Annotated in this window: 16 protein-coding genes, 1 tRNA gene and 1 pseudogene; 8 read left to right on the plus strand and 10 right to left on the minus strand. The window is 72.4% G+C overall.

Annotated features, from left to right (window positions below; genetic code table 11):
• Positions 1 to 6 precede the first annotated feature (6 nt).
• A complete protein-coding gene (locus ACPC54_RS31590) occupies positions 7 to 645 on the minus strand; it encodes a TetR/AcrR family transcriptional regulator (protein ID WP_498969741.1) in 639 nt (212 codons plus the stop codon).
• Positions 646 to 770: 125 nt separating this feature from the next.
• Between ACPC54_RS31590 and ACPC54_RS31595 the strand changes: the two are divergent.
• Positions 771 to 1,992: pseudogene (locus tag ACPC54_RS31595) on the plus strand (acyl-CoA dehydrogenase family protein).
• Between the two features lie 15 nt (positions 1,993 to 2,007).
• Here the strand turns inward: ACPC54_RS31595 and ACPC54_RS31600 are convergent.
• The 3 genes from ACPC54_RS31600 to ACPC54_RS31610 form a co-directional block, all read right to left on the minus strand.
• A complete protein-coding gene (locus ACPC54_RS31600; protein ID WP_498969743.1) occupies positions 2,008 to 2,625 on the minus strand; it encodes a hypothetical protein in 618 nt (205 codons plus the stop codon).
• Between the two features lie 66 nt (positions 2,626 to 2,691).
• Positions 2,692 to 3,501, minus strand: coding sequence for an enoyl-CoA hydratase/isomerase family protein (locus ACPC54_RS31605; RefSeq protein WP_498969744.1), 810 nt, complete (start codon positions 3,499 to 3,501; stop codon positions 2,692 to 2,694).
• Between the two features lie 34 nt (positions 3,502 to 3,535).
• Positions 3,536 to 4,246, minus strand: coding sequence for a TetR family transcriptional regulator (locus ACPC54_RS31610; protein WP_498969746.1), 711 nt, complete (start codon positions 4,244 to 4,246; stop codon positions 3,536 to 3,538).
• Positions 4,247 to 4,430: 184 nt separating this feature from the next.
• Between ACPC54_RS31610 and ACPC54_RS31615 the strand changes: the two genes are divergently transcribed.
• Positions 4,431 to 6,026 (plus strand): MFS transporter, encoded by a 1,596-nt coding sequence (locus tag ACPC54_RS31615; RefSeq protein WP_498969747.1) that lies wholly within the window; start codon positions 4,431 to 4,433, stop codon positions 6,024 to 6,026.
• Between the two features lie 125 nt (positions 6,027 to 6,151).
• Here ACPC54_RS31615 and ACPC54_RS31620 read toward each other — a convergent pair whose 3' ends face one another.
• On the minus strand, positions 6,152 to 6,709 hold the full coding sequence (locus tag ACPC54_RS31620) for a GNAT family N-acetyltransferase (protein ID WP_498969749.1): 558 nt from the start codon (positions 6,707 to 6,709) through the stop codon (positions 6,152 to 6,154).
• Positions 6,710 to 6,822: 113 nt separating this feature from the next.
• Between ACPC54_RS31620 and ACPC54_RS31625 the strand changes: the two genes are divergently transcribed.
• On the plus strand, positions 6,823 to 7,434 hold the full coding sequence (locus tag ACPC54_RS31625) for a TetR/AcrR family transcriptional regulator (RefSeq protein WP_498969751.1): 612 nt from the start codon (positions 6,823 to 6,825) through the stop codon (positions 7,432 to 7,434).
• Positions 7,435 to 7,603: 169 nt separating this feature from the next.
• Here ACPC54_RS31625 and ACPC54_RS31630 read toward each other — a convergent pair.
• Positions 7,604 to 7,679 (minus strand) — tRNA-Arg (locus tag ACPC54_RS31630).
• Positions 7,680 to 8,350: 671 nt separating this feature from the next.
• On the opposite strand from ACPC54_RS31630, the gene ACPC54_RS31635 reads away from it, so the two are divergent.
• The 5 genes from ACPC54_RS31635 (at position 8,351) to ACPC54_RS31655 (ending at position 14,046) form a co-directional block, all read left to right on the plus strand.
• The gene (locus ACPC54_RS31635) at positions 8,351 to 8,962 is read left to right on the plus strand and encodes a single-stranded DNA-binding protein (protein WP_498969753.1); all 612 of its coding nucleotides are present in this window, start codon (positions 8,351 to 8,353) and stop codon (positions 8,960 to 8,962) included.
• Positions 8,963 to 9,317: 355 nt separating this feature from the next.
• Positions 9,318 to 10,730, plus strand: a complete 1,413-nt coding sequence (locus ACPC54_RS31640; RefSeq protein ID WP_498969754.1) for a Cys-Gln thioester bond-forming surface protein — start codon at positions 9,318 to 9,320, stop codon at positions 10,728 to 10,730.
• A 297-nt stretch (positions 10,731 to 11,027) separates the two neighbouring features.
• Positions 11,028 to 12,692, plus strand: coding sequence for an energy-dependent translational throttle protein EttA (gene ettA, locus ACPC54_RS31645; RefSeq protein ID WP_498969756.1), 1,665 nt, complete (start codon positions 11,028 to 11,030; stop codon positions 12,690 to 12,692).
• A 109-nt stretch (positions 12,693 to 12,801) separates the two neighbouring features.
• A complete protein-coding gene (locus ACPC54_RS31650) occupies positions 12,802 to 13,245 on the plus strand; it encodes an acyl-CoA thioesterase (protein WP_498969757.1) in 444 nt (147 codons plus the stop codon).
• A 51-nt stretch (positions 13,246 to 13,296) separates the two neighbouring features.
• A complete protein-coding gene (locus tag ACPC54_RS31655; RefSeq protein ID WP_498969759.1) occupies positions 13,297 to 14,046 on the plus strand; it encodes a DUF8185 domain-containing protein in 750 nt (249 codons plus the stop codon).
• A gap of 1 nt (position 14,047) precedes the next feature.
• On the opposite strand, the gene ACPC54_RS31660 is transcribed toward ACPC54_RS31655, so the two are convergent.
• From ACPC54_RS31660 to ACPC54_RS31675, 4 genes are all read right to left on the minus strand, one after another.
• Positions 14,048 to 14,452: a globin gene (locus tag ACPC54_RS31660; RefSeq protein WP_498969761.1), complete on the minus strand. Its 405-nt coding sequence runs from the start codon at positions 14,450 to 14,452 to the stop codon at positions 14,048 to 14,050.
• An 88-nt stretch (positions 14,453 to 14,540) separates the two neighbouring features.
• On the minus strand, positions 14,541 to 15,668 hold the full coding sequence (locus tag ACPC54_RS31665; protein ID WP_498969763.1) for an ABC transporter permease: 1,128 nt from the start codon (positions 15,666 to 15,668) through the stop codon (positions 14,541 to 14,543).
• Positions 15,665 to 16,582: an ABC transporter ATP-binding protein gene (locus tag ACPC54_RS31670; protein ID WP_498969765.1), complete on the minus strand. Its 918-nt coding sequence runs from the start codon at positions 16,580 to 16,582 to the stop codon at positions 15,665 to 15,667. The genes ACPC54_RS31665 and ACPC54_RS31670 overlap by 4 nt, the downstream gene beginning before the upstream one ends.
• A 157-nt stretch (positions 16,583 to 16,739) precedes the next feature.
• The gene (locus tag ACPC54_RS31675; RefSeq protein WP_498969767.1) at positions 16,740 to 17,840 is read right to left on the minus strand and encodes an FHA domain-containing protein; all 1,101 of its coding nucleotides are present in this window, start codon (positions 17,838 to 17,840) and stop codon (positions 16,740 to 16,742) included.
• Positions 17,841 to 17,880: the final 40 nt, after the last annotated feature.

Consider the following 17,880-nt stretch of genomic DNA (forward strand, 5'->3'; position numbering starts at 1 on the left):
GGGAGGTCAGTCGGCGGTCGGCTCGGGCTCCGGCTCGACGGGGATGGTGGGCAGGACGGCGGTGGGCAGGTCGGCGGCGGCGGCCAGGCGCCCCCAGAGCAGGTCGGCCAGGGCCTGCACCATGCGGGTGCGCGAGCAGGGGCGGCTCTCCAGCCACCAGTCCCCGGCGGCCAGCACCATGCCGGTGATGCCCCGGCCCCAGGCCTCGGCGAGCAGGTCGCGGTCGGCGCCGAGGTCGATCTGGCCCTGGACGGCCCGGGTGATCTCCTCGGCGATCTGCTTGAGCGCGGGGGCGAGCGCGTTGCCCGCGCCGGTGGGGTCGCCGGGTTCGGGGTGGGTGAGCAGCCGGTAGACCTGCGGGCGGGCCTCGATGCCGGCGAGGTAGGTGTCCAGGACGTGTTCGACCCGGTCGCGGCGTTCCAGCGGTTCGGCGAGGGCGGCGCGGACGGCGGCCAGCAGGCCGCCGGTGTGGCGCTCGGTGAGGGCGCGGATCAGGCCGTTCCGGTCACCGAAGTGCCGGTAGAGGATCGGCTTGGTGATGCCGGCCTCCGCGGCGATGGCGTTCATGCTGGCGCCCGGCCCGTCGCGCTGGATGACCCGGTCGGCGGCGTTGAGCAGTTGCTCGCGTCTTGGCTCTCGGGACATGCGCTTCTCCTGCGAGTCGGGGGTGGTCTGGGCGTTGACACCGGTTACCAATCAGTAGCAGACTCCGACGATGTTACCGGAGGTAACACCCTGGTCGGCCGTACCCTTCCCCGGAGGCAAGCACCATGAGCAGCACGTTCTCGCTGGACCCGGGCGCGGACCAGCTCGCCGTACGCGACTGGCTGCACGGCTTCGCCGCCGACGTCGTCCGCCCGGCCGCGGCCGAGTGGGACGAGCGCGAGGAGACCCCCTGGCCGGTCATCCAGGAGGCCGCCAAACTCGGGATCTACTCGCTGGAGTTCTACGCCCAGCAGTACTTCGACCCCTCCGGCGTCGGCATCCCGATCGCCATGGAGGAGCTGTTCTGGGGCGACGCGGGCATCGGGCTGGCCATCGTCGGCACCACGCTGGGCGCCGTCGCGGTGCTCGCCAACGGCACCGACGAGCAGATCGGCACCTGGACCCCGCAGATGTTCGGCACGCCGGACGACGTCAAGCTGGGCGCCTTCTGCGCCTCCGAGCCGGACGCCGGCTCCGACGTCGCCTCGATGCGCACCCGGGCGGTGTACGACGAGGCCAAGGACGAGTGGGTGCTGAACGGCACCAAGACCTGGGTCACCAACGGCGGCATCGCCGACGTGCACGTGGTGGTCGCCTCCGTCGACCCGGAGCTGGGCGCGCGCGGGCACGCCTCCTTCGTGGTGCCGCCGGGCACGCCCGGGCTGAGCCAGGGCCAGAAGTTCAAGAAGCACGGCATCCGCGCCTCGCACACCGCCGAGGTGGTGCTGGACGGCGTCCGGGTGCCCGGCAGCTGCCTGCTCGGCGGCAAGGAGAAGCTGGACGAGCGGCTGGCCCGGGCCCGCGAGGGCGTGCGCCGCAGCGGCCGCGGCAATGCGGCGATGGCCACCTTCGAGGCCTCCCGCCCGGCGGTCGGCGCGCAGGCGGTCGGCGTCGCCCGGGCCGCGTACGAGGTCGCGCTGGACTACGCGACCACCCGGGAGCAGTTCGGCCGGGCGATCATCGAGAACCAGGGCGTGGCCTTCCAGCTCGCCGACGAAGACCCGGATCGACGCGGCCCGGCTGCTGGTGTGGCGGGCGTCCTGGATGGCCGCCAACAACCAGCCGTTCACCGCCGCCGAGGGCTCGATGTCCAAGCTGTACGCGGGCGAGACGGCCAGGTTCGTCACCACCCAGGCGATGCAGCTGCTCGGCGGCAACGGCTTCACCCGGGAGTACCCGGTGGAGCGGATGCACCGGGACAGCGCGATCTACACCGTGTTCGAGGGGACCAGCGAGATCCAGCGGCTGGTCATCGCCCGGGCGATCTCGGGGAAGCCGATCCGCTGACGGCCGGTCGAGGGGCTACCGGGCCAGCCAGAAGGTGAGCCCGGCGGTGAGCGAGCCCACCGCCGCGCCGACGATCGTCTGCGCGGTGGTGTGGTCCCGCAGCACCACCCGGGACCAGCCGATCAGCGCGACGCCCGGGTAGAGCAGCAGCCACAGCGGGCCGAGCGCGATGCCCAGGCAGACCACCGCGCCGGAGGCGACGGCGGTGTGCACGGAGACCTTCCACCAGACGGTGATCACCAGGATCGGGATCAGCGAGGCGAACATCGCCGCCACCATCGCCGTCAGGTCGGCGGGGGCGTGGGCCAGGATCATCACGGTGAAACTGACGGCGACCGAGCCCATGATGAACGGGATGACGGTCAGCCGGCGCTGCCGGTGGCCGACGTGCCGGTCCTCCAGGGTGCCCTTGCGGATGCCGCGCTGGATGAACAGGGTCGGGACGACGGCCGCGAACAGCGCGGCGAAGGCGGCCCAGGCCAGGCCCGTCCAGCCGTAGCGGACGGCGCCGATCAGCAGGCAGACCGCGATGATCACGTTCTTCGGCTCGACGCCGTCGGTGATCCGGCGGGCCCAGTCCGTCCGGGGGGTGGCGGCGGTCGGGGCCTCGGCCGTCGTGGGCTCGGTGGTCATCGGGGTGTGCTCCAGGCGGTGCGGATCGGTCTCTGTCGGACGATCGTATTTTCCTGGGGCGGGGATTCAGAACCGGGGCGGGCGGCCCTCCAGGAAGGCGGCCAGGCCCTCGCGCACGTCGCCGTCCTCGCGGGAGCGGCGCTCCCACGGGGCCAGCGCCTCGGCCGCCCGCTCGGCCGGGACGGCGAGCGCGGCCTTCACCGCGCCGATGGTCTGCGTCGAGCGGACGGTCAGCAGCCGGGCGAACTCCAGCGCGGCGGCGTCCAGTTCGGCGTCCGGCAGGACGCGCTCGGCCAGGCCCAGCGGCAGCGCGTCCCGGCCGCGCACCAACTCCCCGGAGAACAGCAGGTACTTGGCCCGGGCCGGGCCGATCAGCCGGGCCAGCCGCAGGGTCGGCACCGCCGGGTAGACCACGCCGAGCTTGGCCGGGGTGATCCCCAGCCGGGCGTCCTCGGCGACGAACCGCAGGTCGCAGGCGACGGCCAGCTGGCAGCCGCCGCCCACGCAGGCTCCGTGCACCACGGCGATCGTCGGGTGCGGGAAGGCGGCCAGCGCCTCCTCGGCGGCGACGTTGATCGCGTGGTAGGCGTCCGCGTGCTCCGGATCGCCGTACACGTCGGCGAGTTCGGTGATGTCGGCGCCCGCGCTGAAGGTGTTCCCGGCGCCGGTCAGCAGCAGGGCGCGCACGCCCTCGTGCGCGGCGAGCTGCTTCAGCACCTCGGGCAGCGCCTGCCAGATCGCCAGGGTCACCGCGTTGCGGCGGTGCGGGCGGGCGAACTCCAGCACCGCGACGCCGTCCGCGCCGACGTAGGCGTTCAGGCCCTCGGCCCGGGCGGGCAGGGCGGAGCGGTCGCGTACGAGCAGGGGCTGGTCCATGCGCACCTCCGGAGGGTTGTGTGCGCTCACTCTCTCAGGCTGCGCCGGCGCCCTCGGCGGCCGCCCCGGCGCAGTAGTCGCCGAGGCCGTGTTCGAGCAGCGCGAAGGCACGGTGGGCCGCGTCGAGCGCGCCGGGCAGCGCGTCCGCGGCGCGCTCGCCGGCCATCATCCGCTGCTGGTTGTCGCTGATCAGGGTGGTCCGGACGGCCAGCAGCTGAGCGGCGGCGAGGCGGGCGGTCAGCTCGTCGTGGGCCGGGTCCTGGGCGGCCAGTTCCTCGGCCAGCATGGACTGCGCGCGGTGGTCGAAGGCGGCGCCGGCGCGCAGGGCCAGTGCCGGGGTGGCGTAGATCAGCCGGACCACGTCGAGCACCACCGGGTCGTCGCTCAGGCCGGTGGCCGGGTCGAAGCGCTCCATCGCGGCGATGAACCGGTCACGCATCGCCGCCACCGCCGAGGTGCCCGCGGCGCGCTCGCGCACCGTCAGGGCGGGCTCGTCCAGGTGCTGCTCCATCGGGCCCATGACCAGGTCTTCCTTGCTGGGGAAGTAGTTGAAGACGGTCATCTTGGACACCTCGGCGGCGGCCGCGATCTCGGCCACGGAGACCTGGTCGAAGCCGCGCTCGGCGAACAGCGCGATGGCGGCCCGGAAGATCCGGATGCCGGTCTGGATCTTCTTGCGCTCGCGCAGCGGGAGCGCGTCGAGGTCGCGATCGGGGCCGAGGTCCAGTCCGGAGTGGGTCGCCATGGCAGGGACTGTACCAGGCTCAAAGATGTGTCGGGGCAAAAGGTTGCCCAGGGCGAAAGATTGGTTGGGATGAAGAGTTGACCAGGTCCAAAAAAGCGTGCCATGGTGAGGACGTGCCGCCGGCCGCTCCGGCCCGGCGCGAACTCCACCGACCAGAACTCCACCGACCATGGGGGGACTTGAGATGGCGACCGCCGTCCTCGGACAGCCCGGCGCGACCGAGCCGATGACACCCGTCCGGCGCAAGCTGGGCATGCTGCTCTGCCTGATCACGATCGTGCTGGCGGTGCTCGACATGAACATCGTGTCGGCGGCCACCGTGCCGATCGTCCGCGACCTCGACCCCGTCCACGGCGTCGACCGGCTGCCCTGGCTGATCAGCGCGTTCGCCCTCGCCGCCACCGCGCTGCTGCCGCTCTACGGCAAGCTCTGCGACATGTACGGCGCCAAGCGCGTGCTGATGGGCGCGGTCGGCACCTTCCTGCTCGGCTCCGGGCTGTGCGGGGCGGCGCAGTCGATGGAGCAGCTGATCGCCTTCCGGGCCCTGCAGGGCATCGGCGGCGGCGGGCTGATGAGCGTCACCATGGTCGTCATCGCGCAGTTCAAGGGGGCCGGCCCCGGCAGCAAGGGCAAGGGCAGCGCGATGGGCGGGATCATCGCGGGCATCGGCATGGCGGTCGGCCCGCTGATCGGGGCACTGCTCACCGACCACCTCAGCTGGCGCTGGATCTTCTACGTCAACCTGCCGCTCGGCGCGCTGGTGCTGGTCGGCGTCGGCCTGGTGATCAAGCTGCCGAAGACGGCCGGCCGCGGCGGCCTGGACTTCCTCGGCGCGGCCCTCGCGGCGGCCTTCGCGGTCGGCCTGCTGCTGGTCACCGAGTGGGGCGGCAAGGACTACGGCTGGACGTCCCCGGTGATCCTCGGGCTGGCCGCCGGCACGCTGGCCGTGTTCGGCCTCTTCCTCTGGCGCCAGGCCGTCGCCGCCCAGCCGGTGCTGCCGCTGTCGCTGTTCCGGATCCCGGCGGTGCGGCTGGGCTTCGCGATCCAGGGCCTGACCGGGATGGGCATGATCGGCTCGATCGTCCAGGTGATGCTCTACCTGCAGGTCGCCCGCGGCATCGCCCCGACCACGGCCAGCCTGTACCTCATCCCGATGGCGATCGGGATGACCGTGTCCGGCCTGCTGGTCGGCAAGCTGCTCGCCCGGGGCCACTCGCTGGGGATCTTCCTGCTGGCCGGCGCGGGCTGCGCGGCGCTCGCCATGCTGCTGCTCGGCCTCAGCGGGCCGGACACCCCGTTGGTCGCGGTGCTCGGCGAACTCGCCCTTCTGGGCGCCGGGTTGGGGCAGCTGATCGGCCAGCTGATCACGGTGGTGCAGGACGCCGCGCCCAGGCACCAGCTCGGTGTCGCGACCACCGGCATCCGGTTCTTCCAGAACCTCGGCAACGCGCTCGGCGCGGCGCTGTTCGGCAGCGTGCTGGCCCGGGTCTTCGCGGCCGGGGAGCCGGGGCTGCCGCTCGGCGCGGTGCGCACCCTCACGGGGGCGGCGCACGAGCACGCGGTGCGCAGCTTCTCCGACGCGGTGGACACGGTGTTCCTGGCCGCCGGCGGTGTGCTGGTGCTGGTGGTGCTGCTGGTGTGGCGGCTGCGGGTGGTCGGGGGCGCGCTGCTGGACGGGGACGCGCCGGCCGAGGGTGGCGCGGCCGTCGCGGGTGCGGCCCCGCAGTCGGAGTCGGGGGCGGAGCCGGTGCGGCCGGTGGTCGGCGCGCGGGCGGCCTGAGCGGGGCGGCGGCCCGGGCGGGACGGCGGCCCGGGCGGGACGGCCCGGGCGGGCGCCGGGGAGCGGTGGAGCGAACGGCGGGGCCCGGTGGACGGGGAGAGTCCACCGGGCCCCGCCGTACGTGCTCAGTCCCGGGCGGTGGCGGCGGCCCACTCGGGGGCGAGGATCCCCCAGACCTCCTTGTCGTGGCGCACCCCGTTGTGCAGGAACCACTCGCGCAGCACGCCGTCGAGCGTCATGCCGACCCGCTCGGCGACGGCCCGGCTGCGGGCGTTGGCGGCCGAGCACCACCACTCGGCGCGGTGCAGGCCCCGGGTGGTGAAGGCGTAGTCGAGCAGCAGGCGGACGCCCGCGGTGACCAGCCCGCCGCCCTCCCCGGCCGGCTCGGTCCAGGCGCCGATCTCGCAGGTGCCGCTCTTGGTGTCGAAGTGCACGAACATCACGCCGCCGACCAGCGTGCCGTCCCGCCAGATGCCGTAGATCCGGCCGGAGTCGGCGTTCTGGCGGTCGGCGTAGCGCTGCAGGGTGGCGCGGGCCGACTCCTCGTCGGTGGAGAAGCTTGCCCACGGGATCCACGGGTCGATGTGGGCGCGGCCGCGCTCGATGTGGGCGAAGAACTCGGGGGCCTGCCACGGCTCCAGCGGGCGCAGTTCGGCGTTCTCGGCAAGCGGTACGGCAAACACGGGCGGGGCCTTTCCGGTGGTGCGGAACGAGTCGGGGAGCCAAGGCCGGCGGTCGGGACCGCGCGGTGGCCGGATCCATTCATAACAAACGTTTGGTATGTACGATAGCCCCCATGACGCCAGCCCGTGGAGACCATGACGCCCGCCGCTCGGAGGTCTCCGAGGGGGTGTGGCGGGTGCTGTCCACCCGGGGCTTCGAAGGCCTCACGCTGCGTGCCGTCGCCGCCGAACTGGGCGCCTCCACCGGGCTGCTGACGCACTACTTCCCGAACAAGAAGGCCCTGCTCAGCCACGCGCTGGAGGAGCTGGACCGGCGCTCCGCCACCCGGCCCCGGCGGGCCGCCCCGGCGGACGGCAGCGCGCCGCCGCCCGCCGGCCTGGCCCGGATGCGCGCGGCGCTGCTGGACGTGCTGCCGCTGGACGGCGCCGCGGTGGCCGGCAACCGGATCTGGGTCGGCTCCTGGGACGTCGCGCTGGCCGACCCGGACCTCGCCCTCGCGCACGCGGGCCGCTACGGGCGCTCGCGGGAGGCGCTGACGGCGCACGTGGTGGAGGCCCAGCGGCTCGGCGAGCTCCCGGCGGAGGCCGACCCCGCGGACCTCGCCGCCGGGGCGCAGGCCTTCGTGCTCGGCCTGGTGGTGCAGGCGCTCTTCGCGCCCGGGGAGTTCCCGGCCGAGCGGCAGATCGCGCTGCTGGACGGACACCTGGCGGCGCTGGCCCGCTGACGCTGCCGGGGCGGCAAGCCCGGCAGGTCGCGGTCGCGCGGCGCGATACGCACAGTGACGAACCGGGTGCGGCGGCCGCGGGCCGGGGAGTGGCCTGCGGGGATGACCGGGAGAGCCGAAACGGTGACGGAGAGTGTCCGTTCAGCGGTTGTCGGCGGAAGTTTTCGGGTGGTGCCCCCAGCAGGATTCGAACCTGCGACCTACCGCTTAGAAGGCGGGTGCTCTATCCGCTGAGCTATGGGGGCGGGACGGATCGCGCCGGGCGGGCGTGACCGTGGCCGGGTTCGGATGGCGAGCGCCGGGGGCGCTCGTGTCCGGCCCCGTACCTGAGGGTGGGGGTGGGGGTTGGTGGGCCCTCGCCCTGTCGGGGACAGGATAAGGGTGTCCAGTTGCCGGGCCGGGTGTGACAGCACCGCCGTTGGTGTGTCGGTTCGGTGGAGCGGTCCGATAATCGCAGGTGAAGGCCGTGCGTGCAGCGGTCTGGCGATGTTCCGGGCCGGACGTTGTGCAGTCGTTACGGGGCTGCCGCCCCACCCGTTATGGATTCGACACGGAGAATGTGTCGCCGCCGGCGCGGGTGGGGGCCCGTATTCGGCTTCCGGCGGTCGATTGACGTGCGCGGACGGCGGTTCGGCGGCGTTCCCGGGCGCGTTCCCGGAGGCGCCGGCCGGGCCGCGGAGCAGGTGGTTTGTTGTCATGGCCGCGAGGAGTGGAGGGGCGGGCGGCGGCCAAAGGCTGAAATTCACCCCTGCGAGTGACAGTGACTATCGGAATGTGCCGAGTGGCCCAGGAGTTGTCCACAGGATTTCAGAAGTCCATCGCCGGAATTTCCCCCCTGACGCACTCTCGTCGCGCACCGCTCGATTCCGTACGGTGCATCGGCGAGAACGGAGAGTGCGCTGTGAACGAGACGCATGTGACGCTGCTCGGCAATGTCGCGAGCGAAGTGAGCTACGGGGAAACCGGCAGTGGCGTGCCGATGGCCAGCTTCCGACTCGGCTGCACCGATCGGCGGTACGACCGGGAGCGCGAGTGCTGGGTCGACGGTGAGACGCAGTGGCTCACGGTGACGGCCTGGCGGGCACTCGCAGTGAACCTGATCGGCTCGCTGTCGAAGGGGGATCCGGTGCTGGTGACCGGTCGGCTGAAGGTGCGGGAGTGGACGCAGGGTGAGATTCGGCGCAGCCGGGCCGAGGTCGACGCCCGATCGGTCGGACACGACCTCACCCGCGGTACCTCGGCTTTCCGTTGGGCGGTCGGGGTGCGCGGGCAGCCGCCGGGTGCGGTCGCGGTGGGCGGGGCGGCCGGATCGGAGGCCGGTGGCGAGGCGGTGCCCGGGTGGATCGTGAACGCTCTGGAGACCCGCAGGGTCGCGGCGGCGGCGCCGTCGACGGGCTCGGCGGGGCACTCGGGGCCCGCGGCGGCGGCGGTGGTGGCGGCCGTGGCGGCGGCGGGGGAGTCGGCCGCGGTGCCCGGCTCGGCGGCCGGCCGGGTAGGGGGAGGTGAGGCGGAGGAGAAGGGGAGTTGACGGGCTGATGACCCGTCCTGTCGACAAATACGTTGATCGAGAAGGCCATTGCGTCCGCACACGCATTCCGGACCGATCAAGGAAAGCGGCGCCCGGTTTCTGGCGGGGTGTCAGCTTGTGTGGATTCTGGGAGGATTGATAACGATCCAGATACGGAATCGTCCTGATTTCGCATGGGGGTTTCGGGGCCTCTGAGGCTCAATAGGATTCGTCTGGTTTCAAACCCCGCGACAGCGCCACAGGGGGCGCGTGCGGCATGGAAAGTCGGCGGGCCGCCCATCGGGCCGAGCCCGTCCCGGAGGGATTCCTGATGGTCCAGAGGCGGAAGCGGAGTCTGACCCGCATAACCACTGTCATGCTCACGACCAGCGTTGCGCTGGGCGGTGGCCTGTTCGCGGCCGGTGCGGCGGTCGCGGCGGACGGCCCGAGTGCGGGTGTCACCGCAGTCGTGCAGAGGGACATGCTCGGCGAGAAGGTCGACGTCGAGGGCAAGGGCACCGTCGACGGCGGCCTCTTCACCCTCCAGACGGCGGCCGGCGAGAAGCTGCGCACCTACTGCATCGACTTCGACAACCCGGTCTACCTGGACAGCGGCGCCGCGTACCACGAGGCGGACTGGTCGGCCAGCTCCCTCAACAGCAACGCGAACGCCCCCAAGATCCGCTGGATCCTGGACAACTCGTACCCGCAGGCCCCGCTGTCCGCGCTGAAGGCCGCCATCGGGGACGACGACCTGTCCGAGGCGGACGCCGCCGCCGGCACCCAGGCCGCGATCTGGCTGTTCTCGGACGGCAAGACCGCGACCCCGCGCAACGAGCACGCCAAGAAGCTGCGCAACTACCTGGTCGGCGACGCCAACAAGGGCGTCGCGGCCGAGCCGAAGCCCTCGCTGACGCTCACCCCGGACTCCGTCACCGGCAAGTCCGGCGGCAAGCTCGGCCCGTTCGTGCTGAACTCCAGCGCCAACGCGGTGAAGCTGGCCGTCTCCGGCGACGCGGCCGACAAGATCAAGGTGCTCGACAAGGACGGCAAGGCCGTCAACGGCGCCCTGAACGGCCCGATCAACAAGGACACCCAGCTGTTCCTGGACGTGCCGGCCGGCACTCCGGACGGCAAGGCGGCGCTCAGCGCCAGCGCCGACACCAACGTGCTCAGCGGCCGGGTCTTCATGAGCGACCTGGACGACGCGGGCCGGCACAGCCAGACCATGATCCTGGCCGGCTCCACCAAGGTCAGCGTCGCGGCCGAGGCCACGGCCACCTGGAAGCAGGGCACCGGCGCGCTGGTCGACAGCACCGCCAAGGTCGAGTGCGCCAACGGCGGCGTGCGCGTCACCGTCAACAACACCGGTGACCAGCCGGCCACCGTCACGGTCGGCAAGCAGCAGCTCACCGTCCAGCCGGGCAAGAGCGAGAACGTGCTGGTCAAGGTCGACGAGAAGGCCCACTACGACATCGCGGTGGCCGGCCCGAACGGCTACAGCAAGCACTTCACCGGCACCCTCGACTGCAAGACCGGCGTGACGCCGACCACCGCCCCGACCACCCCGGCCGCGACGGGCACCCCGTCCGCCGGTCCGTCGACCGCGGCCGCCCACCCGGCCCCGTCCGCCACCAGCGCCACCCCCGGCACCGGTGGCCTGGCCCAGACCGGTGCCAGCAGCAACACCCCGATCATCGCCGGCGTCGCCGGTGCCCTGGTCGTGGCCGGTGGCGCCTCGGTCTTCTTCCTGCGCCGCCGCGGCCGCCACGGTCGCACCACCGCCTGAGACGCCTGAGACGCCCGAAGCGTCCGAAGCGCCTGAACCGCCCGATCGCGGCCCGGAGGAGCTGAGCTCCTGAAGGCCCCGGGGCGGAACGACGGCCCGGCCCCCGCACCCGCTGCGGGGGACCGGGCCGTTGGCGTTGCCGCGGGGCCGGCGCAACGGCCGGGGCGGCCGGGGCGCTCAACCGGCGGGCGGGGATACCCCCGAGGGGCACCCCGGCGGTTCGGGGCTCTCGGCCGGGTGCGGCACAATGGAAGGCTGCAAGCCGAATTACTCCCGACGACGCCGGAGCGATCTCACGTGGCGGAATACATCTACACGATGCGCAAGGTGCGCAAGGCTCACGGAGACAAGGTCATCCTTGACGACGTGACGCTCAGCTTCCTCCCCGGAGCGAAGATCGGCGTCGTGGGCCCCAACGGTGCCGGTAAGTCCACCGTGCTGAAGATGATGGCCGGCCTGGAGCACCCCTCCAACGGCGACGCCTTCCTCTCGCCCGGCTTCACCGTCGGCATGCTCCTCCAGGAGCCCCCGCTGGACGAGTCCAAGACGGTCCTGGAGAACGTCCAGGACGGCGTCAAGGAGGTCAAGGGGAAGCTCGACCGCTTCAACGAGATCGCCGAACTGATGGCGACCGACTACTCGGACGCCCTGCTCGACGAGATGGGCAAGCTCCAGGAGGAGCTGGACCACGCCGAGGCGTGGGACCTGGACGCCCAGCTGGAGCAGGCCATGGACGCCCTGGGCTGCCCGCCCGGCGACTGGCCGGTCACCAAGCTCTCCGGTGGCGAGAAGCGCCGCGTCGCGCTCTGCAAGCTGCTGCTGGAAGCCCCCGACCTGCTGCTGCTCGACGAGCCCACCAACCACCTGGACGCCGAGTCGGTGAACTGGCTGGAGCAGCACCTGGAGAAGTACAAGGGCACCGTCGTCGCGGTCACCCACGACCGGTACTTCCTGGACAACGTCGCCGAGTGGATCCTGGAACTCGACCGCGGCCGCGCCTACCCGTACGAGGGCAACTACTCCACCTACCTGGAGACCAAGCAGTCCCGTCTCAAGGTCGAGGGCCAGAAGGACGCCAAGCGCGCCAAGCGCCTCAAGGAAGAGCTGGAGTGGGTCCGCTCCAACGCCAAGGGCCGCCAGGCGAAGTCCAAGGCCCGCCTCGCCCGTTACGAGGAGATGGCGGCCGAGGCCGACAAGATGCGGAAGCTGGACTTCGAGGAGATCCAGATCCCGCCGGGCCCGCGCCTGGGCAGCGTCGTCATCGAGGTCGAGAACCTTTCCAAGGCCTTCGGCGAGAAGATCCTGATCGACGACCTGAGCTTCACCCTGCCGCGCAACGGCATCGTCGGCATCATCGGCCCGAACGGCGCCGGCAAGACCACGCTGTTCAAGATGCTGCAGGACCTGGAGACCCCGGACGCCGGCAAGGTCAAGGTCGGCGAGACCGTCAAGATCAGCTACGTCGACCAGACCCGCTCCAACATCGACCCGAAGAAGACCCTCTGGGAGGTCGTGTCGGACGGTCTGGACTGGATCAACGTCGGCCAGGTCGAGATGCCGTCCCGCGCCTACGTGTCGGCCTTCGGCTTCAAGGGCCCGGACCAGCAGAAGCCGGCCGGCGTGCTCTCCGGCGGTGAGCGCAACCGCCTGAACCTGGCGCTCACCCTCAAGCAGGGCGGCAACCTGCTGCTCCTCGACGAGCCCACCAACGACCTCGACGTCGAGACGCTCTCCTCGCTGGAGAACGCCCTGCTGGAGTTCCCCGGCTGCGCCGTGGTCATCTCCCACGACCGCTGGTTCCTGGACCGAGTGGCCACCCACATCCTCGCCTACGAGGGCGAGAGCAAGTGGTTCTGGTTCGAGGGCAACTTCGAGTCGTACGAGAAGAACAAGATCGAGCGGCTGGGCGCCGACGCCGCCCGTCCGCACCGGGCCACCTACAAGAAGCTGACCCGAGGCTGACATCCAGCTGTCACAACGGCCCGGCAGACTGCCCTCCGGGGCGGCCTGCCGGGCCGCGGCCCGTCGCCGACGTGCGGCGGCGGGCGAACGGACACCGAGGAGAACACCCGTGGCCCGCCACATCTACGCCTGCCCGCTGCGCTGGTCCGACATGGACGCCTTCGGGCACGTCAACAACGTGGTCTTCCTGCGCTACCTGGAGGAGGCCCGCATCGACTTCATGTTCACCCAGGCCGCCGAGGCCGGTGCCGGGGAGTTCGCGGGCGGCTCGGTGGTGGCCCGCCACGAGATCGACTACAAGCGCCCGCTGGTGCACCGGCCGGAGCCGGTCACCATCGAGACCCGGGTGACGCACATCGGCAGCGCCTCGCTGACCGTCACCTACGAGATCAAGGACACCCACGAGGACGGCACCGAGACGGTGTACGTCCGGGCGTCCACCGTGGTCGTCCCCTACGACCTGGCCGAGGGCCGGCCGCGCCGGATCTCGCCGGTGGAGCGGGAGTTCCTGTCCCGGTTCATGGACGAGGAGCCCGCGGTCGCGGCAGTCTGAAAGCACACCCCGCACCAGCAGCACGCCCACGACGATTCGAGCTGAGCCGCGTTGACCGTCACCGCCCGCCTGGCCTTCACCGACACCCGGGAGGCCGCCGACCTCTCCGCCTTCCTGCTGCGCCTGCTGCGCTTCGACAGAGCGGCGGTCGTGCGGCTGCAGGCGGTCGGCCCGGCGCGGGACGGAAGCGGGCAGGGCGGGCAGGACGCGGACGGGCAGGCCGGGCCGGGCGAGGCCGGCGACGGCGTGCTCGCGGTGTTCGGACGGCTGCCGCTGGGCGGCTCGGGCGCGCTGGTGATCCGCACCGCGCGGCTCGGCGGCCTCGACGGGCCGGTGGACCTCACCGTCTCGGCCGGGCAGCTGCTGGACGGCGTGGACGCGGAGACCGGCGCCGTCGCGCTGCCCGCGCCGGTGACCGGCCCGGCCTGGGCCGGACTGCTGCCGCCGCGCACCGGCTGGCGGCCGGTCGGCGCCCCGCCGGCGGCCGAGGTGTACCCCGAACTGATGGCCGGCGTCCGGGAGTTCCGCGAGCGCAGCGAGGCCGTCCCGGCCCACCACCGCACCCGCGCGGTGCTGGACGGGCTGGCCGACGAGATCTGGTCGCGCCCGGTCGGCGCGCTGCCGGAGCTGCCGCTGCGGGCGGTGCACGCCGCCTACGTGATCGGCTTCCTGAAGCCCGGCGCCCCGCTCACCGCGCACCGGGCGGGCGGCTGGCTGCGGCTGAGCGCTCCGGCCGGCTCGGTGGTGCTGCGCACCGCGGCCGCGCCGGGCGCGGGGCTCGGGCTGAGCCCGCTCAGGTAGGTCAGCCCTCGGTGTTGATCATCGAGGCGGCGGCGTACGTGAGGTAGTCCAGCAGCTGCCGTTCGAGTTCCTCCGGCAGTTCCAGGCCCGCGACCGCCGTGCGCATGTGCCGCAGCCAGGCGTCGTGCGCGGCCTTGTCGACCCGGAACGGCGCGTGCCGCATCCGCAGCCGCGGGTGCCCGCGGCGCTCGCTGTAGGTGCGCGGGCCGCCCCAGTACTGCATGAGGAACAGCGCCATCCGCTCCTCGGCCGGGCCGAGGTCCTCCTCCGGATACATCGGCCGCAGCAACTCGTCCTCGGCGATGCCCTGGTAGAACAGCTGCGCCAGCCGCCGGAAGGTCGGCTCACCGCCGACCTGCTCGAAGAGGGTCTCCTCGCTGAACGTGCCACGCCCGATCTCATTCACCCGACCATGGTCGCAGACGCCGGCGGGGCCGTACACCAGGACCAAAGGCGTACGACCCCGCGCGATCGGCGGATTCAGCGGGGGACGGCTACGCGTCCTCCCACTTGAACAGCTTCCAGGAGATGGCGGTCAGCACGGCCGCGAAGAGCAGCAGGCCGCCCATGGTGGGCAGGGCGTCCATGACGCCGCCGCCGCGGGTGAGCACGGACTGGGCGCTGGTGACCAGGTAGTGCAGGGGCATGACCTCGGAGACGGTCTTCAGCCAGCCCGGTGCGCTGTCCATCGGGAAGAAGGAGCCGGAGAGGAACGACATCGGCAGGACGATGACCTGCGAGATGCCGCTCGCCGCCTCCTCGGTCTTGGCGACCGAGCCGGCCAGCAGGCCGATCGACATGAAGGCGAGGGTCGCGCAGGCGACCAGCGGCAGGATCAGCCACCAGTTGCCGGTGAGCTTGAGCCCGAAGAAGCTGGTCGCGACCACCAGGAACACGGTGGTCTGCAGGAACGCCGTCACCAGCGAGACCAGGATCCGGGAGCTGACCACCGTGCCGGCGCTGATCGGGGCGAGGCGCAGGCGGCGCAGCACCTTGCTCTTGCGCCAGTTGACCAGCGTCAGCGCGGCACCGAAGACGGCGCCGGTGGCGACGGCCCAGCCGAGCAGGCCGGGGGTGAGGAACTGGATCGGCTTGAGCGATTTGTCCTCGACCTGCTGGGAGTCCAGCACGAAGGCGGGCTTCTGGCCGGTCGCCTTCTGGTTGGCCTCCTGGACCACCGAGTTGAGGATGCCCTGCAGAGCGCCGGCGCGGACCTGGTCGGCCGCGGTGAAGCGCAGCTCGACGGTGCCGTCCGGGCCCTGCTTGATCAGCGCGTCGAAGTCGCCCTTGCGGACCTTCTCCAGCGTGGCGGCCTCGTCGTCGGTCCTGGTGATGGTGAGGACCTTGTCCAGCCCGGCCCGGTCCGGCCCCTGGACCGAGTCGAACAGCTTCACCGCGCCGACCTGCGCCACCTTGGCGTGCGGGCTGGCGCCGCCCTTGCTCACGGCGCCGAAGAACACCAGGAAGACCAGCGGGAAGAGCAGGATGAAGAAGGTCGCGGTGCGGTCGCGCTTCATGCCGAGCAGCATCGCGCGGGACAGGCTCCAGAACGCGCTGACCCGCTCCCGCCCGCCGGCGTCGGCCGAGGCGGGTGCCTTCGGCCGGGTGGTGGTAGCGGTCATGCGCGGAACTCCCGTCCGGTGAGCTGGAGGAAGACGTCCTCCAGGGTGGCGCCGCGCACTTCGAGGCCGCGCAGCGCGTTCTGCTCGGCCAGCACGCTGAGCACCGGGGCCGGAAGCCGGGTCGAGACGGAGAGCGTGACGGTGTCGTCCTCCAGCGTGGCGAGGTCGGCGCCGGCCGCGGTCAGCAGCTCGCGGGCCCGCTCGACCGGCAGCTGGCCGGAGGCCACGCTGATCCGGACGGTGTCGTCGATCTCGCGGATCAGCGCCGCCGGGGCGCCGGTGTGCAGGATCTTCCCGTGGTCCATGATCGAGACCCGGTCGCAGAGCACCTCGGCCTCGTCCAGGTAGTGCGTGGTCAGGACGACGGTGCGGCCCTCGGCGTTGATGTCGCGCAGGAGGTCCCAGAGGTTGCGGCGGGCCTGCGGGTCGAGGCCGGTGGTGGGCTCGTCGAGGAAGACGAGCTCCGGGTCGTGGGCCAGGGCGCACGCGATCGACAGGCGCTGGGCCTGGCCGCCGGACATCTGGTCGGTGAGCGTCTCGGACTTGTCGGCGAGGCCGACCCGCTCCAGCATCGCGTCGGCCCGCTTGGGGCCGACCCCGTAGAACGACGCGAAGGTGCGGATGGTCTCCCGGGCCGTCAGCTTCCGGAAGAACGCGGAGGCCTGGAACTGCACGCCGATGCGCGGCAGCAGTTTCGGATTGCGCGGCCAGGGCGCCATCCCCAGGAGCTCGATCCGGCCCTCGTCGGGCTTGCGGACCCCCTCCAGGATTTCCATCGTGGTGGTCTTCCCGGCGCCGTTCGGGCCCAGGATTCCGTAAAATTCGCCGGCCTCGACGGTCAGTGACACCCCGTCGACAGCCTGCACATCCCCGTACCGCTGACGGATGCCGTCAGCGGATATAGCTGCAGTCATGTGCCCTGAGAATACGGCTCCCGGGCGCGTTTGTGCACATCGGGGGCCGGGGATTTGGGGATTCCTTGAGGGTGGGGGCGAAAAGGGCCGGGCCGGGCGGAAAGTGAATTCCGCCCGGCCCGGCCCGAGTTGTCGCTGACGGCCCCTCAGGGGCGGGTCAGGCGCGGTGCACCGTGATGGTCGTCCAGGCGCCGATGTGGATCCGGTCGCCGTCGTTCAGCACCACCGCGGTGTGCGGGGCGATCGGCTCGGCGCCGCCGTTGACGGTGGTGCCGTTGGTCGAGTCCTGGTCCACCAGGACCCAGCTGCCGTCCGCCTGTTCGGCGAGCAGCGCGTGCTGGTGCGAGGCGCCCGGGTCCTCCGGGGGCACCGACAGGTCGATCTCGGGCACGGTGCCGCGGTGCTGGCTGCGCCGCCCGATCCGCAGCTGGCCGCGGCCGGTCAGCGGGATGCGCCGCTCGGGGCAGTACGGCGGGAAGAACAGGCCGGCCGCCTCGGGGCCGCTGCGGGTCATCATCTCGGTGAAGTAGTCGCGGTCGGCGGCGACCACGGCGATCCAGTTGGCCCGCGGGGGCTCGGCCGGCGCGGGCTCCGGCCGGCCCTGCGGCTGCTGCGGCTGCTGCGGCACCGGCGGGGCCAGGTGGAAGGACGTGCCGTAGTCGCGGTTGCCGGCGGGCTGCCCGGCGTAGACCGGGCCGGAGTCCGAGCCCAGCACGGCGTCCGGGAAGGCGCCCTCCGGCGGAGGGTAGCCGTAGACGTGCGGGTGCTGCGCGCCGTCCGGCTGCGGCGGGGCGGCCGGGGGCTGGTGGACGGGCTGCGGCTGCGGGGCGCCGCCGTACGCCTCCGGGATGTTCAGCGGCGGCGGCTGGGCCGGCCCGGGCGCGGGCATCCCGGTGGGCGCCGGCGCGGGCATGCCGATGGGCGGCGGCTGGCGGCGCGAGGGCGTGGACAGCTCGTAGTCGTAGCCGCACTCCTCGCAGAACCGGCCGGTCTGCGGGCTGCGGCAGATCGGGCAGAGCACCAGGCCCTCGGTGAGGTCCGGGAAGCCGTGGCCCGCCGCGGGCGGCGGTACGGCCCCGGGCGGGGGCGGCGGGTAGGCCGCGGGCGGCGGCATCGGCGGGGCGCCGTAGGGCGCGCCGGGCGCGGGATGGCCGCCCTGGGCCCCGGGCGGGGCCGGGGGCGGCGGGGTCATGGGAAAGCCGCAGAAGTCGCACCAGTCCTCGGCCTGCGACTCGTGGCCCCTCGGGCAGATCGGCATCAGGTCCCCCTCACTTCGAGCACGTCGAGCCGGCTTGGGG

The sequence above is a fragment of the Kitasatospora sp. NPDC094028 genome (assembly GCF_049543595.1).
Classification (GTDB): domain Bacteria; phylum Actinomycetota; class Actinomycetes; order Streptomycetales; family Streptomycetaceae; genus Kitasatospora.

Excerpts from the sequence above, each read along its gene's own strand:
- ACPC54_RS31590 (WP_498969741.1), bottom strand. The coding sequence starts at position 645 with ATGTCCCGAGAGCCAAGACGCGAGCAACTGCTCAACGCCGCCGACCGG.
- ACPC54_RS31600 (WP_498969743.1), bottom strand. The coding sequence starts at position 2,625 with ATGACCACCGAGCCCACGACGGCCGAGGCCCCGACCGCCGCCACCCCC.
- ACPC54_RS31605 (WP_498969744.1), bottom strand. The coding sequence starts at position 3,501 with ATGGACCAGCCCCTGCTCGTACGCGACCGCTCCGCCCTGCCCGCCCGG.
- ACPC54_RS31610 (WP_498969746.1), bottom strand. The coding sequence starts at position 4,246 with ATGGCGACCCACTCCGGACTGGACCTCGGCCCCGATCGCGACCTCGAC.
- ACPC54_RS31615 (WP_498969747.1), top strand. The coding sequence starts at position 4,431 with ATGGCGACCGCCGTCCTCGGACAGCCCGGCGCGACCGAGCCGATGACA.
- ACPC54_RS31625 (WP_498969751.1), top strand. The coding sequence starts at position 6,823 with ATGACGCCAGCCCGTGGAGACCATGACGCCCGCCGCTCGGAGGTCTCC.
- ACPC54_RS31640 (WP_498969754.1), top strand. The coding sequence starts at position 9,318 with ATGCTCACGACCAGCGTTGCGCTGGGCGGTGGCCTGTTCGCGGCCGGT.
- ACPC54_RS31665 (WP_498969763.1), bottom strand. The coding sequence starts at position 15,668 with ATGACCGCTACCACCACCCGGCCGAAGGCACCCGCCTCGGCCGACGCC.
- ACPC54_RS31670 (WP_498969765.1), bottom strand. The coding sequence starts at position 16,582 with ATGACTGCAGCTATATCCGCTGACGGCATCCGTCAGCGGTACGGGGAT.
- ACPC54_RS31675 (WP_498969767.1), bottom strand. The coding sequence starts at position 17,840 with ATGCCGATCTGCCCGAGGGGCCACGAGTCGCAGGCCGAGGACTGGTGC.